Genomic DNA, 15,723 nt, shown 5'->3' with positions numbered 1-15,723 from the left:
TCTCATTGCCCGCTCCGCACAGGCGTGTGGCCGCACTCTTCAGTGCGGATAAATCGCTCCCAGCACCCGTTCCCCCGCAGCGCCCGTCACGGACGGCAGGTTGCCCGGTTCGCGCGCGACGCAGCGCATGGCGAGCCAGGCGAAGGCGAGGGGCTCCACCTGATGCGGCGGCACGCCGAGCGCCTCGGTGGTCATCACCGGCACGCCCGCCACGCCGCTCGCCTGTAGCGCGCCCTCCAGCGCCTTCAACAGTCTGGGATTGCGCGCCCCGCCGCCGCAGACGTACACGGCGCGACAGTCGGAGGCATGACGCTCGATCTCGCGCGCCACGGTCACGGCCGTGAGCGCCGCCAGGGTAGCCTGCACGTCCGCGGGCGGTACCGCCTCATAGCCGCGTAGCTTGCCATCGAGCCAGGCTGCGTTGAAGAGGTCGCGCCCTGTGCTCTTGGGTGGCTTCTGTTCGAAGAATGGTTCGTCGAGCAGCGCGTTGAGCAGCGGCTGATGAATCTGACCGCTCGCGGCGAAGTGGCCGCTTTCGTCGTACGGTTTGCCGATATGCCGGCTGGCCCACAGATCGAGCAGCGCGTTCGCCGGCCCGCAGTCGAAGCCGCGCACGGCGCCGGACGCATCGAGAATCGTAATGTTGCTGATGCCGCCCAGGTTGCACACCACCCGTGTTTCGCGTCGCGAGCCGAACACCGTGGCGTGGAAGGCGGGGACGAGCGGCGCGCCCTGACCGCCCGCCGCTACGTCGCGGCTGCGGAAATCGGCGACCACGTCGATATGGGTCATCTCGGCGAGCAGCGCCGGATTGTTGGTCTGCCGCGTGAAGCCCATCTCGGGACGATGACGCACGGTTTGTCCGTGCACGCCGATGGCGCGCACCTGGCCGGGCGACAGGTTGCCGGCACGCAGCAGCTCGTGGCAGCAGACAGCGTAGCGGGCAGCGAGCGCATTGGCCGCCAGCGCCTCGCGCTCGATCTCGTTCTCGCCGGGATGCTGGAGCGCGAAGAGGGCGTCGCGCAGGCCGTCCGCGAAGCCCACGAAGGCCTCCGCCCGGACCACTGGCGGCCTGCCATGCTCGAACTGGACCGCGATGCCATCCACGCCGTCCATACTCGTGCCGGACATCAAGCCGAAGTACAGGCCGTCGGCGGCGTGCTGTGCCGCCCGTTCATCGTCGCGCTGGGACACGTCTTCACTCCTTTCGCCGAAGTCGTCGCGGCGCGGTGGCCGCGTGGGTATGCGTCACGCGATTATCGGCTATCGGCGCAAGGGCGGGGCGCGTAAAACGGGCGTGATCTTGCGAATCGGTGCCGTCTTGCGTCGCGACCTTTTCCCGAGCCGCGAGCAAACATCGGCGCGGGAAGGGGAATCACGTAAAATCGCATGTCTGACTTCAAGTTACGTTACAGCATGAGCACCGAGTCCCCGTCCCAAGCCGCCCCCGCCTTTCCGATCACCGACGAAGTGCGTCACGCGCTCGCCGTCGCCAAACGTGGCGCCGATGAACTGCTGATCGAAGAAGAGTTCGTGCAGAAGCTCGCGAAGAGCGCCGCCACGGGCACGCCGCTGCGTATCAAGCTGGGCCTCGACCCGACCGCACCGGACATCCATATCGGCCACACAGTGGTGCTCAACAAGATGCGCCAGTTGCAGGACCTGGGGCACACCGTGATCTTCCTGATCGGCGATTTCACCTCGCTGATCGGCGACCCTTCAGGGCGCAACGCGACGCGCCCGCCGCTCACGCGCGAGCAGATCGAGTCCAACGCAAAGACCTATTTCGATCAGGCGGCGCTCGTGCTCGATCGCGAAAAGACGGAGATCCGCTTCAATAGCGAATGGTGCATGCCGCTTGGCGCCGACGGCATGATCAAGCTCGCCTCGCGCTATACGGTGGCCCGCATGCTGGAGCGCGAAGACTTCACGAAGCGTTTCCAGGGCGGCGTCCCCATTTCGATCCACGAATTTCTGTACCCGCTCATGCAGGGCTACGACTCGGTCGCGCTCAACGCCGACCTGGAACTGGGCGGCACGGACCAGAAGTTCAACCTGCTGGTGGGCCGCGAGTTGCAGAAGCAGTACGGCCAGGACCAGCAGTGCATTCTGACGATGCCGCTGCTCGAGGGTCTGGACGGCGTCGACAAGATGTCGAAGTCGAAGAACAACTACGTGGGCATCAGCGAAAAGCCGAACGATATGTTCGGCAAGCTCATGAGCATCTCCGACACGCTGATGTGGCGCTACTTCGAGCTTCTGTCGTTCCGCCCCATGGACGAGATTGCGCGCTTCCGGCGCGAGGCCGAAGAGGGCCGCAATCCGCGCGACTTCAAGGTGATGCTGGCGCAGGAAGTCGTGGCGCGCTTCCACTCGCAGGGCGATGCCGAGCGCGCGCTCGAAGACTTCAACCACCGCGCGAAGGGCGGCGTGCCGGACGACATTCCGGCCGTGACGCTGCCGGGCGCGCCCCTCGCCGTTGGCCAGTTGCTCAAGCAAGCGGGCCTCGTGCCGTCGACCAGCGAAGCGCTGCGCAATATCGAGCAGGGCGGCGTGAAGATCGATGGCGCCACGGTCTCTGACAAGGGACTGAAGGTAGACGCGGGCGAGTACGTGGTGCAGGTCGGCAAGCGCCGCTTCGCGCGCGTGACGCTCACCGCATGATTGCGCTGATCCAGCGCGTGCGGCGCGCCGATGTGCGCGTCGTGGGCCCCGAAGGCGAGCGCGTCACCGGTGCCATCGGCGCCGGGCTGCTCGCACTCGTATGCGCCGAACGCGGGGACACGGAAGCAATGGCCGACCGGCTGCTTGCCAAGGTGCTCGGCTATCGGGTATTCAGCGATGCCGCGGGGAAGATGAACCTCTCCGTGCAGAACATCGACGGCGCGGGGCAAGCGGGTGGTCTGCTGCTTGTCTCGCAGTTCACGCTCGCCGCCGATACCAACAGTGGCCTGCGTCCCAGCTTTACGCCGGCGGCTCCGCCCGAAGAGGGGCGTCGGTTGTTCGACTACTTCGTTGCGGCGGCGCGAGCAAAGCATCCCATCGTGGAGACCGGCGAGTTCGGCGCCGAGATGCAGGTTTCGCTCGTCAACGACGGCCCCGTCACGTTCTGGCTGCAAGTGCGTAACTGACCTCGGCCGAACTTGCCGGCCGAGGTTGCCCGCGGTTGTGCGGCAGAGCGCCCGTGTCGCGCGGCCATCGTGGACGCGGCGCGGCTTTTGCGACAATGTCCGCTTTCCGGGACTGCCGCCTGCGGGCGGTGCCACCATCCTCTCCATGTCCACTCAGATTCTCTTCATCCGCCACGGCGAAACCGAATGGAACCGCATCAAGCGGATCCAGGGGCACATCGACATTCCGCTCGCCGCAAGCGGCGAAGAACAGGCACGGCGACTCGCGGCACGTCTTTCGCGTGAAGCGGCGGACGGTGCGAAGCTCGACGCCATCTGGTCGAGCGACCTGCAGCGCGCACAGCAGACGGCCGAGCCCACTGCCGAAGCGCTCGGCCTTTCGATCCAGCTTTCCGAAGGGCTGCGCGAACGTTCCTACGGTGCGTTCCAGGGGCACGACAGCGACGAGATTGCCGCGCGTTTTCCCGACGAGTACGTGCAGTGGCAAACCCGCGATCCTGGCTTCGTTCCACCTGACGGCGAGTCGCAGCGGGCGTTCTACCACCGGGTGTTGCACGCGCTCGAGCCGATCGTCGCCGCACACCCCTTCGGGCGCATTGCGTGCGTGACGCACGGCGGCGTGCTGGACTGCATCTATCGCTTCGCACGAGGGTTGCCGCTGCAGGCGCCGCGCGAGTGGCCGCTGCTCAACGCGAGCGTCAACGTGGTGGATTTCGAGGCAGGGGCGGCGCGCATCGTTTCTTGGGCCGATGCCTCTCACCTTGGCGGGCAGAGCGCCGACGACAACCTGAAGAAAGCGCGCTGATCGGTGAGCCTAAGCCTGAGCTTTACCGCCCAGGCCGCCTTCAATCGTCGTGATGCATGCCCGCGGCGACGCGCCGCCTTGCGCGTTTCGACACGCCGTTCGTCAACGCCCATCTCATTACCGGCGCGACCGCGCGCATACCCGGCCGCACCATTAACCGGCGCATGCCTGAAAACGCATCGAAGCCGAGCATCCGCTGAGCCCAATCCGGCAGCAGATCCACGCCCGCGTTGAGCATGAGCAGCCCGGCAGGGCGCACGGCGGGATTGGGCGGCAGCGCATGCATGAGAATGCGCACGACTTCGCGCGTGCGGTCGCTCACTTCGAGTTCGGGTTGCATCGCGAGCAGCCAGGCATCGACGGCCGCCCGCGAGCGCGGGATGTTCGTTGCGCCCAGCATTTCGGCGATGCGCGCGGTTTCGTCAAAGTACTGGTCCTGGGCGGCTAGCGACAGGCCCGGATTCACATAGCGCAAGTGGGCGGCCAGAAAACTCGACACTTCGGCCACATGGACCCACGTCAGCAGCGTGGGGTCGCTCGCGCGGTACGGACGCCCGTCCGGCGCCGTACCCGTCACGCCCAGATGGATCTGCTTCACGCGTTCGATCAGCGCGAGCGCGTCGCGCCGGCTGCCATAGGTGGTGCCGGCAATGAAGGTCGCCGTGCGCCGTAGGCGGCCGAGGATGTCGGTGCGAAACGCCGAGTGGTCCCAGACGCCCGCAAGCGCGAGTGGATGCAGCGTTTGCAGCATCAAGGCGCTGATGCCGCCCGCCATCATCGACGTGAAGTCGGCGTGAACCTTCCAGCACACCGCATCGGGACCGAACAGGCCGGGGTCGCCCGGTGGCGATGAGTAGTCGAGCCTGGGGCCGCCGCCGCTCGTGAGATGGGTCACTGCGTCGGCGAGCTTCGAGCGCACGCGCTGGGCCAGTTGTGCGGTGAGTCCGCTGCGTTCCCTCGTGCCCGGCGTGCTGCTGCGGTGGCTGGCGTCGTCGGACATGGAGTGCTCGGTTGCGGCTTAACCTGTCTTGCGCGGCGTCAGGGCGCGTCGGCGTCCCAAAGGCCGCGCACGGGGTTCGACGCTTCAGGCGCGGAGAGCCCGAAATGCCGATAGGTGAGGAGCGTAGCGACACGTCCGCGCGGCGTGCGCTGCAGATAACCCTGCTGGATCAGGTACGGCTCCAGCACGTCTTCAATCGTGTCCCGCTCTTCGCCGATGGCCGCAGCGAGGTTGTCGACGCCCACCGGACCGCCGTCGAACTTGTGCAGGATGGCTTCCAGCAGCTTGCGGTCCATCAGGTCGAACCCGACGGGATCGACGTCCAGCATGGCGAGCGCTGCATCCGCCACCTTGGCCGTGATATTGCCGTCCGCTTTCACTTCGGCGAAGTCGCGCACGCGGCGCAGCAGTCGATTGGCGATACGAGGCGTGCCGCGCGAGCGTTTGGCGATTTCGAGCGCGCCGTCCGGATGGATCTGCGCGCCGAGCAGCGAAGCGGAGCGCCGCACGATGCGGGACAACTCTTCCGCGTTGTAGAACTCAAGCCGCGCGACGATGCCGAAGCGATCGCGCAGCGGGTTGGTCAGCATGCCGGCCCGCGTGGTGGCGCCCACCAGCGTGAACGGCTGCAGGTCCAGCTTTACGCTGCGCGCGGCCGGCCCTTCGCCGATCATGATGTCGATCTGGTAGTCCTCGAGCGCCGGATACAGGATTTCCTCGACGACCGGCGAAAGCCGGTGAATTTCGTCGATGAACAGGACGTCGTTGGCTTCGAGGTTCGTGAGCAGCGCCGCGAGGTCGCCGGCGCGCTCTAGCACCGGGCCCGACGTCTGCCGCAGATTGACCCCCATTTCGCGCGCGATGATGTGCGCAAGCGTGGTCTTGCCAAGGCCTGGCGGTCCGAACAGCAACACGTGATCGAGCGGTTCCGAGCGGCGCTTCGCTGCCTCGATGAAGATTTCCAGCTGGCCGCGTACCTTTTCCTGGCCGACGTATTCCTCGAGCTGGCGCGGACGCAGCGCGCGCTCGAACGCTTCCTCGTTCGGAGAGACGGGCGTGGCCGCGATGATGCGTTCGGCGGCGAGTTTGTCGGTTTCGATCATGGACGCATTGTACCGCGCGGTGCCGGCCGGCAAAGCTGGCCGAACGGCCAGGTGGCGGGGGCACGTGCGGCATGCGAAGCTTGTCCCGTCATGCGCTGCGGCACTGGCGCCCCAGTACTCAAGGTCGCCGAAGGCCGTCCGTCGGGCATCTCTTACGCCTTGGACAGCGCCTTCAGCGCGAGCTTGATGCCCTCGGAAACCCCGGTGCCGGCCGGCACGTTCTTGATGGCGGCCAGCGCCTCTTTTTCGGAGTAACCCAATGCGAGCAATGCATTCAGGATGTCAGAGGCGTGATCCGATGCGGACACGGTGGCAGCCGCTGCGCCCAGGTCGGCCCCCAGCTTGCCCTTCAGTTCGAGCAGCAGCCGTTCGGCTGTCTTCTTGCCGATGCCCGGCACCCGCGTGAGGCGCGCCGCATCCTGCAGCGTGACGGCCTGGGAGAGTTCCTGCACGCTCATGCCCGAGAGCACGGCAAGCGCCATACGCGCGCCAATGCCCGTGATCTTGAGCAGTTCGCGGAATGTCGCACGTTCCTGCGCTGTCCCGAAACCGTACAGCAGGTGGGCGTCCTCGCGCACGACCATGTGCGTGAGCAGCACGACTTTCTCGCCGGTGGAAGGCAGGTTGTAGAACGTGCTCATCGGCACGTCGATTTCGTAGCCTACGCCGTTGCAGTCGACGAGCAGATGAGGCGGATTTTTTTCCAGCAGGACACCGGCAATGCGACCGATCATGGCGGATTCAATGAGAACGGAAAGCGCGAGTGTAGCTCAGCGACATAGGTCTGCGGCACGCAGCGGCGTAGCTGAAAAGTGGGACCTTGTGGTGAACGGCGCTGGCTTGCCGGCGACACCGCCTTCAGCCCACCAGCCGTCCGCGCCGCACGCGCAGTCCCTTTTTCGCGAGGGATGGTGCAATGCCGCCCAGGGTCGCAAGCGTGTCGCCGCCGTGCGCGTGGCAGATGGCCATGCCGAGCGCGTCGGCGGCATCAGTGCCCGGCACGCCGGCGAGACTCAGCAGGCGCACCACCATCTGCTGCATCTGTTCTTTGGTCGCGCGGCCGTAGCCCACCACCGCCTGCTTGAGCTGCAGCGCGGTGTACTCGGCAACCGGCACGCCGCCTGCCACGAGTCCGCAAATCGCGGCGCCGCGCGCCTGACCGAGCAACAGCGTGGATTGCGGGTTGACGTTGACGAAGACTTTCTCGATAGCCGCCTGATCCGGCGCGTGCTGGCGAATGAGGGTGGAGATGCCGTCGAAGATGGTGCCGAGCCGGGTCGGCAAGTCGGCATCGGCGGTGCGGATCACGCCGCTCGCGACGTAGGTGAGCTGGTGGCCGGTCTGGTCGATTACGCCGAAACCGGTTACGCGCAAGCCGGGGTCGATGCCGAGAATTCTCATGAAATGCACTGCTGACGGAATGCCTGCGATGGTACAACGAATGCCCGCCGCGCCCGCACAAAAAAACACCCCGCAGAGGCAAGCCGCCTGCGGGGTGTTTCGCGGCCTGGAAGGCCGGTGCGACTCAGTGCCGGAAGTGGCGCACGCCGGTCAGCACCATCGCGATGTTGTGCTCGTCAGCGGCGGCGATCACCTCGTCGTCACGCACCGAGCCACCGGGCTGAATCACGCAGGTCGCGCCCGCCGCCACCACCACGTCGAGGCCGTCTCGGAACGGGAAGAACGCGTCCGACGCCACTGCCGAGCCGCCCAACGTGAGGCCCGCATTCTGCGCCTTGATGCTCGCGATACGGGCCGAATCCACGCGGCTCATCTGACCCGCGCCTACGCCGAGCGTCATGCCGTTGGCGCAGAACACGATGGCGTTCGACTTCACGAACTTGGCCACGCGCCATGCGAAGAGCAGGTCGTCCGTTTCCTTCGGCGTGGGGTGGCGCTTCGTCACCACGCGCAATTCGCGCGGCTGCACGTTCTTCGAATCGAGCGATTGCACGAGCAGGCCACCGCCCACGCGCTTCAGATCAAACGCGTTGAAGCCGGCGCCCAGCGGAATTTCCAGCAAACGCACGTTCTGCTTGGCCTCGAACACTTGCCGTGCGGCGGTGCTGAAGGCCGGCGCGATCAGCACTTCGACAAACTGCTTCGCCACGGCCTGGGCTGCGGCCTCGTCCACTTCGCGGTTGAACGCGATGATGCCGCCGAAGGCCGAGGTCGGATCGGTCTGGAACGCTTTCGAGTAGGCCTCGTGCGGATCGCTACCCACCGCGACGCCACAGGGATTGGCGTGCTTGATGATTACGCAGGCCGGCGCGTCGAAGGTCTTCACGCATTCCCAGGCGGCGTCCGAATCGGCGATGTTGTTGTACGACAGTTCCTTGCCCTGCAACTGGCGGTAGTTCGCAAGCGCGCCTTCGGGTACCGCCAGGTCGCGATAGAACGCCGCGCTCTGATGCGGGTTTTCGCCGTAGCGCAGGTCCTGCACCTTGTCGAACGCGAGGTTCAGCGTGGCCGGATACGTGTTGCGCGACGTGTGCGAAAGCGAATCGGTGAGGCTCGTCAGATAGTTCGTGATCGCGCCGTCGTATTGAGCCGTGTGCGCGAACACCTTCGTCGCGAGGCGGAAGTTCGTCTTGTAGCTCACGCTGTTGCCGTTGGCGCGCATTTCGTCCAGCACGGCCGCGTAGTCGGACGGATCGACCACCACCGTTACGTCGCGATGGTTCTTCGCCGCCGAACGCAGCATGGTCGGGCCGCCGATATCGATGTTCTCGATGGCTTCCTCCAGCGTGCACTCGTCCTTCGCAACGGTCTGCACGAACGGATACAGGTTCACGACGAGCAGGTCGATGGTCGGAATGTCGTGCTGTTCCAGCGCCGCCATGTGCTCCGGCAGATCGCGGCGCGCGAGGATGCCGCCGTGCACCTTCGGGTGCAGCGTCTTCACGCGCCCGTCGAGCATTTCCGGAAAGCCCGTGTAGTCGGCCACTTCGGTAACGGGAAGACCGGCGTCCGCGAGCAGTTTCGCGGTGCCGCCGGTCGACAGGATCTTGACGCCGAGGCCCGACAGCGACTTGGCGAAGTCGACGATGCCTGACTTGTCGGAAACGGAGATGAGCGCTTGCTTGATCATGATGGGAACGGGAAGCCGGAGGACGAGGGCGCGGCGCGCGGCGCTACAGCAGGCCGTGCTGCTGAAGCTTCTTGCGCAGCGTGTTGCGGTTGATGCCGAGATACTCGGCGGCCAGCGACTGATTGCCGCCGGCCTGCTCGAGCACCACCTCGAGCATGGGTTTTTCGACGCACGAAATGACCATGTCGTAGACGTCGTGCGGGTTGGCGCCGTCGAGGTCCTGGAAGTACATCCCCAGGCTCTCGCGGACGCAGTGGTCTATGTTGTGCTTGCTCATGCTGCCAGTCGATCGTTTGTTTCGGGCTCGTCGCCGGCGCCTTCTTCGTCCACGTATTCGAGGCGCTCGGAGAACGCCTTCTGTGCGTCGAAGAATTCGTTGACGGCGGCGAGCTGCTCGCGCGTGGTGTCCAGCGTGTTCATGCGGTGCCGGAACGCCTGGGCGCCACGAAGGCCGCGAGTGTACCAGCCGATGTGCTTGCGCGCAGTACGTACCCCGGTGAATTCGCCGTAGAACGCGTAGTGGTCTTCGAGATGGCCGTTCATGATGCGCTGGATCTCTTCGACACGCGGCGGCAGCAGCAACTCGCCGGTTGCGAGGAAATGGGCGATCTCGCGAAAGAGCCACGGGCGGCCCTGCGCGGCGCGGCCGATCATGATGGCGTCCGCGCCGGTGGCGGCCAGCACCTCGCGTGCCTTGCGCGGCGACGTGATGTCACCGTTCGCCACCACGGGAATGCGCGCGGCGGCTTTCACCGCGGCGATGGTGTCGTATTCGGCCTCGCCGTGATAGAGATCGGCGCGTGTGCGGCCGTGCACGGTGAGCATCGAGATGCCCGCCTCTTCGGCAATGCGCGCAATGGTGAGCGCATTGCGGTTCTCGCGGTTCCAGCCGGTGCGAATCTTGAGCGTGACGGGCACGGCGTCCGGCCCCACGCCGACGGCATTCACCACCGCCGACACAATGCGCGCGACGAGCGCCTCGTTCTGCAGCAGCGCTGAGCCTGCCGCGACATTGCAGACCTTCTTGGCCGGGCAGCCCATGTTGATGTCGATGATCTGCGCGCCGTTGGCCACGTTGTAGCGCGCGGCCTCGGCCATCATGTCGGGATCGGCGCCCGCGATCTGGACGGCGATCGGCTCGACTTCGCCCGCGTGGTTGGCGCGCCGCATGGTCTTCTCGCTCTTCCACAACTGGGCGTTCGAGGCGACCATCTCCGAGACCGCGTAGCCCGCGCCGAGGTGTTTGCACAACTGGCGGAACGGCCGGTCCGTGACGCCCGCCATCGGGGCGACGAACAGGTTGTTGCGCAGCGTGTGGCGGCCAAGCGTGAGCATGTCGAAGGGCAGGAACGGGCGCGCGTGCCGCGTTGCGGCATACGCATGGTGCGAAGGGGAAAACGCATATTTTAGCGTAACCGCTCCTGCGGACGGCTCGCTCGCCGTATGACCCCGGGTCTGACGCCGGGGCTGGCCTGCTAAATCTTCGATGAAAATCGCCTGCGGCCTGGACTGCCCCGCGTTCGCGCAGCTAGCGGCGCTGACCGAACATCATCTGCCTCGCGAGCGCCGTCTTCACGGGCGGGACGAATTCAAGCGCGGTGAGCGCGAGGCCGCGCAGCGTGCCGAGCGCCGGCAGGTCGAACGTGAAGAGCCGCGCGAGCGTGTCCGTGGCGCCGATGGTGAGACGCCGGTCGAGTGCGCGGCGCTGGCCGAACGAGGCCAGCGCGAGCGGCGTGGCGCCATGCTGCGACAACGCATCCGAAAGCGCATGCGCATCGCGCAGACCGAGGTTGAGTCCCTGACCCGCCACGGGGTGCAGCGTCTGGGCTGCATTGCCGACCGCGGCGACGCGGCCCTTCACCAGCGTATCCACGGCCGAAAGCCCGAGCGGGAACGACGCGCGCCCCGCGACGTGCGTGAAGTGTCCAAGGCGGCTGCCGAACGCGACTTCGAGTTCGGCGAGGAACGCGTCGTCGGAAAGCTCGCCGCGTCGCCGGGCTTCGTCGGGCGAGCAGCACCAGACGAGCGCGTAGTCGGCACCGCGTGCGCCGCCCATCGGCAGCAGGGCGATCGGCCCCTGGTCCGTGAACCGCTCCCAGGCAACGTGCGGCTGTGGTGCAGAGAGCGTGACCGTGCCGATGATCGCCGTCTGTCCGTAGTCACGCGTGCTTCTGGCGCTCGCAACGAGGCTCGCGGATGCGCCCGGTTCCCGCCGCTGGTAAAGGCCGCCTTCCGCGTTCACGAGAACGCGCGTACGGAGGTTGCGAGCACCATGCGCGTTCTCGATGGGCAGCGTGACGCCGTCGTATTCCTGCACGGGCGGCAGTGCCGACGTGGAGCGCAGCCAGTGCACCGGCGTGTCGTGCACGCACGCAGCCAGCGCCTGCACGATGGACCCATACCGCACCACGTAGCCGAGGGCAGACAGATCGTGCTCCGTCCGGTCGATCAGCGTGCGGCCGAAGTGCCCACGCTGCGAGACGTGAATGCGATGGATGGCGGTGGCGTCCGCGGGCCACGCGAGCGGTTCGAGCAGCATGCGGCTGCCTTCCGATACCGCGATGGCCCGCGGGTCGGAGACCGAGTCTTCGGGTTCGCGCGCATCGATCAGCGCAATCTTGAGTTCGCGCGTGGCGCTGCGCCGCGCGAGCCAGCCCGCGAGTGCAAGGCCAACCGGGCCCGCGCCTACGATGGTCACGTCGAAATCGAACGGCGTGGCTGCGGTGATGTGCGTCGGCCCTGTCGATGAAGTTGCCATGTCAGCGGTTTGCACTTGGGCGGGGCGAGCCGGCCCTGCGGTTCGGGAGACTGCGTTCATTTCGTGTCCGTACCGGTTGCTTCTCTCAGGCGGGCCGTCGCGTTCGGACGCGCCCGCACGTCAGTCCGTGCTGGTTCTCGTGCATCTCACGCAGGCGCGCGCGCTTCGCGCATCAGCGCCTCGATTTCGTCGGCTTCTACCGGCACGTCGCGTGTGATGAGTTCGCAGCCGTGTTCGGTGACGATGGCGTCGTCCTCGATGCGAATGCCGATGTCCCAGTAGCGTTCCGGCACGTCTTCGGCGGCGCGCACGTAGAGGCCTGGTTCGATCGTGAGCGCCATCGAAGGCCGCAGCGTGCGCCACGGCGGCGCGGCATCCGGCTTGCCATTCGCGGTGCCGGCCCGTTCGCGGTAATCGCCGCAATCGTGCACGTCCATGCCCAGCCAATGCCCTGTGCGGTGCATGTAGAAGCGCGTGTAGGCGCGCTCGGCGATCACGTCGTCCACGGACGAAAACTGCGCGCGGCCGATGATGCCTGTGTCGAGCAGCCCTTGCGCGAGCACGCGCACGGCCGCTTCGTGCGGCGCGTCGAAGCTGACGCCGGCGCGGGTGGCGCCGATGGCCGCCTGCTGGGCCGCCAGCACGATTTCGTAGAGTTCGCGCTGGGCCGGTGTGAAACGGCCGCTCGCCGGAAAGGTGCGGGTGATGTCCGACGCGTAGCCGTCCAGTTCGCAGGCCGCGTCGATCAGCACGAGGTCGCCTTCGCGCGCAATCGCGTTGCCCGCCGGATAGTGCAGCACGCAGGCGTTCGCGCCCGCCGCCACGATCGAGCCGTAGGCCGGCGCCTGCGCGCCGTGCTTGCGGAACGTGTAGAGCAGTTCGGCCTCGATCTCGTACTCGCGCATGCCGGGCCGGCACGCGGCCATCGCGCGACAGTGCGCGGCCGCCGAGATTCGTGCGGCGCGCCGCATGATGTCCAGTTCATGGGCGTCCTTGAAGAGACGCATGTCGTCGAGCAGCGGCAGCAGGTCGTGCGCCGCCGTGGGCGCCGTCACGCCGCTGCGGCCCTGGGCGCGCACGGCGTCGAGCCAGCGTCGCACCTGCTCGTCGAGCGCGGCGGACGAGCCGAGCGCATAGTGCAGCGCCGGCTTGCCGGCCAGGATGCGCGGCAACTGCGCGTCGATTTCGTCGGAGGCAAAGGCCGCGTCGAAGCCGAAGGTGCCGCGTGCCGCTTCGGGGCCGTACCGGAAGCCTTCCCAGGTTTCTCGCTCGGCGTTTCTCTCGCGGCAGAACAGGATGGCGGCGGGTTCGCCGGCTGCGGCGCTCGCGTCGAGCACGAGCAGCGCTTCGGGTTCCGCGAAGCCGGTCAGGTAATAGAAGTAGCTGTCGTGCCTGTAGGCGTAGTCCGTGTCGCGATTGCGCAGGACTTCGGGCGCTGTGGGCACGATGGCGACGCCGCCGCCCGCGGCCCGCAGCGCAGCGAGCACGCGCTCGCGGCGGCCGCGGTAGACGTCGATGGCGGGCGCGTCGGCGGCGGGGCGGTGCAGGGAGGAATCGGTCGGCTGGTCCATCGCGAGATTGTAGCGCCCAATCCGCAGACGTTCCCGGCTGGAGCGCCTGCGGGCGTGCACCGCGGGCAGGCCGCCGGAAAGCCACCGGAAAGCACGGCACGCGCTGCGGGCGCCATGTTGCAATCCGTCCACAGCCATACGGCCATCGGCCATTCGCCGGGCGCGCCCTTCGTCTGGATCGCCGAAAACCAACGTATACTTTCGCGGACTCCAGAATTCCAGAAAAGGCAGGCAGGCGTGATGAAACTCATCGGTTCGCTCGGCAGTCCGTTCGTGCGCAAGGCGCGAATCGTGCTCGCCGAAAAGAAGATCGACTACAAGCTGGTGCTCGAGAACGTCTGGGTGCCGGAAACCACGATTCACGACTTCAATCCGCTCGGCAAGGTGCCCTGCCTCGTGATGGAAGACGGCGAGGCCGTGTTCGATTCCCGCGTGATCTGCGAATACGTGGATACGCTCTCGCCCGTGGGCAAACTCATTCCCCCGTCGGGGCGCGAGCGCGTCGAAGTGCGCTGCTGGGAAGCGCTCGCCGACGGCATGCTGGACGCCGCCGTGCTGATTCGCCTCGAAGGCACGCAGCGCACGCCGGAACAGCGCAACGAAACCTGGCTCGCGCGCCAGCAGCGCAAGATCGACGACGGTCTCGTCGCCATGTCGCAAGGGCTGGGCAGCAAGACGTGGTGCGCGAGCACCCATTACTCGCTCGCGGACATCGCGCTGGGTTGCGCGCTCGGCTACCTCGACTTCCGCATGCCGGAACTCGACTGGCGCGACAAGTACCCGAACCTCGACAAGCACTTCGCCAAGCTCTCGCTGCGCCAGTCGTTCATCGACACGGTGCCTTCCAACTGAGCACAAGCCCTCGCGGTCGTCTTCTCAGGCGTTCGCCGCTGCGAAGGTGACCGTGACGGTCACGCCGCGTCCGTCCGGGCCGGCGCCTAGTTCGATTTCCCCGCGATGGGCCTGCACGATCTCGCGCACGATGGCGAGGCCGAGGCCCGTTCCCTCGGTGTCCGTGGCGGCACGATAGAACGGCTCGAACACACGGCTGCGTGCCTCGGCGGGAATGCCGGGGCCGTTGTCGCAGACGGTCAGCACGACGCGGCCGTCCGCGCGCTTGACGGCCACCGTCACGTGACCGCCGCGCTGCGTGTAGCGGATCGCGTTTTCCGCGAGATTCGACACCAGCGCGGCGAGCAGCGCGCGATGTCCCGTCACGCATGCCGGGCCGTGCAGTTCCACGCCCAGGTCGATCTCACGCGTCTGTGCGAGCAGCGCGAGTTCTTCCACCACCTCGGTGGCGAGCGCGCTCAGGTCCACGTTCTGGCTTGCCAGTTGCGAGTAGTCCGCTGATTCCGCCTGCGCGAGCAGCAACAGCTTGTTCGTGAGCCCGACCATCGACTGGTTGCTTCGATGCATCGCCGCCAGCACTTCCGAGAGTTCCGGCTCGATGCTGCGCCGTTGCCGCGCGAATTGAAGCTGCGTGCCGAGCAACGTGAGCGGCGTGCGCAGCTGATGCGCCGCGTCGGCGATAAAGCGCCGTTGCGTTGCGACCTGCAGACCGAGGCGCGCAATGCACTGGTTGATCGCATCCACGATGGGCCGCAGTTCGGTATGCAGCCGCTCCACGCGCAGCGGCGCAAGCTGCATCGGATCGCGGTCCGCCACGTCGTCTTTCACCTTCATGAGCGGCCGCAGCTCGAACGTGAGCCCGATACAGACGAGCGCGACGGCGAGCACGATCATCTCGATCTGCCGGATCAACTGCGGCCGCCACACGGCTTCCACCATCGCGTCGCGCGAGCGCGTCGTCTTGCCCACGAGAATCTGCACGCGACGCGTCGCGCCGTTGTCGTACATGAGCCGCACGAGCGACACCGCGCGCACGCGCTGGCCGCGCAGCGTGGCGTCGAACCATTGCGGCTCGGTGGCCGGGTCGGCCACGCGTCCGGTGGCCGACGGGAAGTCGGGCAGGCCGGCGAGCAGCCGCCCGTCTTCCAGACGCACGCTGTAGAACACCTGGTCGCCGTAGGGCGAGGCGAATACTTCGATGGCGGCGGGCGGCATATCGACCACGAGCGCGCCGTCCGCCCATTCCACTTCGCCCGAGATCATGCGCGCCGAGGCGACCAACAGGTTGTCCTGCACGAGGTCGGCGGTGTGGCGCGCGTTGTCGTGTTCCGTTTTCGCGGTCACGAACACGTAGAGCGCGAGCGGCAGCAGCAGCCACCACAGAAGGCGCACGCGCAGGCTATTGGTCATCG

General features: G+C 66.9%; 15 protein-coding genes. 4 read left to right on the top strand and 11 right to left on the bottom strand.

Features of this window, described 5'->3' with window-relative positions; all coding sequences use genetic code 11:
• Positions 1-39: 39 nt before the first annotated feature.
• Positions 40-1,194 carry an anhydro-N-acetylmuramic acid kinase gene (locus tag PXJ20_RS09410; RefSeq protein WP_421029847.1) on the bottom strand — a complete coding sequence of 385 codons (1,155 nt, stop codon included), beginning with the start codon at positions 1,192-1,194 and terminating at the stop codon, positions 40-42.
• Between the two features lie 222 nt (positions 1,195-1,416).
• Here PXJ20_RS09410 and tyrS point away from each other — a divergent pair, with 222 nt between their 5' ends.
• The 3 genes from tyrS to PXJ20_RS09395 all read left to right on the top strand — a co-directional run bounded on the left by tyrS (position 1,417) and on the right by PXJ20_RS09395 (position 3,936).
• Positions 1,417-2,664, top strand: a complete 1,248-nt coding sequence (gene tyrS, locus PXJ20_RS09405; RefSeq protein WP_017777017.1) for a tyrosine--tRNA ligase — start codon at positions 1,417-1,419, stop codon at positions 2,662-2,664.
• Positions 2,661-3,131, top strand: a complete 471-nt coding sequence (dtd, locus tag PXJ20_RS09400) for a D-aminoacyl-tRNA deacylase (RefSeq protein ID WP_017777016.1) — start codon at positions 2,661-2,663, stop codon at positions 3,129-3,131. The genes tyrS and dtd overlap by 4 nt, the downstream gene beginning before the upstream one ends.
• Before the next feature lie 145 nt (positions 3,132-3,276).
• The gene (locus PXJ20_RS09395; protein WP_421029846.1) at positions 3,277-3,936 is read left to right on the top strand and encodes a histidine phosphatase family protein; all 660 of its coding nucleotides are present in this window, start codon (positions 3,277-3,279) and stop codon (positions 3,934-3,936) included.
• A gap of 40 nt (positions 3,937-3,976) precedes the next feature.
• Here PXJ20_RS09395 and PXJ20_RS09390 read toward each other — a convergent pair whose 3' ends face one another.
• From PXJ20_RS09390 to PXJ20_RS09350, 9 genes are all read right to left on the bottom strand, one after another.
• On the bottom strand, positions 3,977-4,936 hold the full coding sequence (locus PXJ20_RS09390) for an oxygenase MpaB family protein (protein ID WP_421029845.1): 960 nt from the start codon (positions 4,934-4,936) through the stop codon (positions 3,977-3,979).
• Positions 4,937-4,974: 38 nt separating this feature from the next.
• A complete protein-coding gene (gene ruvB / locus PXJ20_RS09385; RefSeq protein ID WP_126878067.1) occupies positions 4,975-6,039 on the bottom strand; it encodes a Holliday junction branch migration DNA helicase RuvB in 1,065 nt (354 codons plus the stop codon).
• 152 nt (positions 6,040-6,191) lie between these two features.
• The gene (ruvA, locus tag PXJ20_RS09380; RefSeq protein WP_017777012.1) at positions 6,192-6,773 is read right to left on the bottom strand and encodes a Holliday junction branch migration protein RuvA; all 582 of its coding nucleotides are present in this window, start codon (positions 6,771-6,773) and stop codon (positions 6,192-6,194) included.
• 124 nt (positions 6,774-6,897) lie between these two features.
• Positions 6,898-7,440 (bottom strand): crossover junction endodeoxyribonuclease RuvC, encoded by a 543-nt coding sequence (gene ruvC / locus PXJ20_RS09375; RefSeq protein ID WP_026121892.1) that lies wholly within the window; start codon positions 7,438-7,440, stop codon positions 6,898-6,900.
• 124 nt (positions 7,441-7,564) lie between these two features.
• Complete coding sequence (gene purH / locus PXJ20_RS09370) at positions 7,565-9,130, bottom strand: bifunctional phosphoribosylaminoimidazolecarboxamide formyltransferase/IMP cyclohydrolase (RefSeq protein ID WP_421029844.1); 1,566 nt, start codon at positions 9,128-9,130, stop codon at positions 7,565-7,567.
• Between the two features lie 43 nt (positions 9,131-9,173).
• Positions 9,174-9,407: a Fis family transcriptional regulator gene (locus tag PXJ20_RS09365; protein WP_017777009.1), complete on the bottom strand. Its 234-nt coding sequence runs from the start codon at positions 9,405-9,407 to the stop codon at positions 9,174-9,176.
• Positions 9,404-10,465 carry a tRNA dihydrouridine synthase DusB gene (gene dusB / locus PXJ20_RS09360; RefSeq protein WP_017777008.1) on the bottom strand — a complete coding sequence of 354 codons (1,062 nt, stop codon included), beginning with the start codon at positions 10,463-10,465 and terminating at the stop codon, positions 9,404-9,406. The genes PXJ20_RS09365 and dusB overlap by 4 nt, the downstream gene beginning before the upstream one ends.
• Before the next feature lie 193 nt (positions 10,466-10,658).
• A complete protein-coding gene (locus tag PXJ20_RS09355; protein WP_421029843.1) occupies positions 10,659-11,888 on the bottom strand; it encodes a UbiH/UbiF/VisC/COQ6 family ubiquinone biosynthesis hydroxylase in 1,230 nt (409 codons plus the stop codon).
• Positions 11,889-12,034: 146 nt separating this feature from the next.
• Complete coding sequence (locus PXJ20_RS09350; RefSeq protein ID WP_421029842.1) at positions 12,035-13,459, bottom strand: aminopeptidase P N-terminal domain-containing protein; 1,425 nt, start codon at positions 13,457-13,459, stop codon at positions 12,035-12,037.
• 237 nt (positions 13,460-13,696) lie between these two features.
• On the opposite strand from PXJ20_RS09350, the gene PXJ20_RS09345 reads away from it, so the two are divergent.
• Positions 13,697-14,311 carry a glutathione S-transferase N-terminal domain-containing protein gene (locus tag PXJ20_RS09345; protein WP_176049032.1) on the top strand — a complete coding sequence of 205 codons (615 nt, stop codon included), beginning with the start codon at positions 13,697-13,699 and terminating at the stop codon, positions 14,309-14,311.
• Between the two features lie 24 nt (positions 14,312-14,335).
• Here PXJ20_RS09345 and PXJ20_RS09340 read toward each other — a convergent pair whose 3' ends face one another.
• Positions 14,336-15,721 carry a sensor histidine kinase gene (locus PXJ20_RS09340; RefSeq protein ID WP_421029841.1) on the bottom strand — a complete coding sequence of 462 codons (1,386 nt, stop codon included), beginning with the start codon at positions 15,719-15,721 and terminating at the stop codon, positions 14,336-14,338.
• Positions 15,722-15,723 lie beyond the last annotated feature (2 nt).

Origin of the sequence: Paraburkholderia sp. A1RI_3L (genome assembly GCF_048957895.1) — a bacterium.
In the GTDB taxonomy this organism is placed as follows: domain Bacteria; phylum Pseudomonadota; class Gammaproteobacteria; order Burkholderiales; family Burkholderiaceae; genus Paraburkholderia; species Paraburkholderia kururiensis.
Note: the sequence above shows the minus strand (reverse complement) of the source record. Positions and strands in the feature narration are given on the sequence as shown.

Coding starts and splice junctions, on each gene's coding strand:
- tyrS (WP_017777017.1), top strand. CDS start 1,417: ATGAGCACCGAGTCCCCGTCCCAAGCCGCCCCCGCCTTTCCGATCACC.
- dtd (WP_017777016.1), top strand. CDS start 2,661: ATGATTGCGCTGATCCAGCGCGTGCGGCGCGCCGATGTGCGCGTCGTG.
- PXJ20_RS09395 (WP_421029846.1), top strand. CDS start 3,277: ATGTCCACTCAGATTCTCTTCATCCGCCACGGCGAAACCGAATGGAAC.
- PXJ20_RS09390 (WP_421029845.1), bottom strand. CDS start 4,936: ATGTCCGACGACGCCAGCCACCGCAGCAGCACGCCGGGCACGAGGGAA.
- ruvB (WP_126878067.1), bottom strand. CDS start 6,039: ATGATCGAAACCGACAAACTCGCCGCCGAACGCATCATCGCGGCCACG.
- ruvA (WP_017777012.1), bottom strand. CDS start 6,773: ATGATCGGTCGCATTGCCGGTGTCCTGCTGGAAAAAAATCCGCCTCAT.
- ruvC (WP_026121892.1), bottom strand. CDS start 7,440: ATGAGAATTCTCGGCATCGACCCCGGCTTGCGCGTAACCGGTTTCGGC.
- purH (WP_421029844.1), bottom strand. CDS start 9,130: ATGATCAAGCAAGCGCTCATCTCCGTTTCCGACAAGTCAGGCATCGTC.
- PXJ20_RS09365 (WP_017777009.1), bottom strand. CDS start 9,407: ATGAGCAAGCACAACATAGACCACTGCGTCCGCGAGAGCCTGGGGATG.
- dusB (WP_017777008.1), bottom strand. CDS start 10,465: ATGCTCACGCTTGGCCGCCACACGCTGCGCAACAACCTGTTCGTCGCC.
- PXJ20_RS09355 (WP_421029843.1), bottom strand. CDS start 11,888: ATGGCAACTTCATCGACAGGGCCGACGCACATCACCGCAGCCACGCCG.
- PXJ20_RS09350 (WP_421029842.1), bottom strand. CDS start 13,459: ATGGACCAGCCGACCGATTCCTCCCTGCACCGCCCCGCCGCCGACGCG.
- PXJ20_RS09340 (WP_421029841.1), bottom strand. CDS start 15,721: ATGACCAATAGCCTGCGCGTGCGCCTTCTGTGGTGGCTGCTGCTGCCG.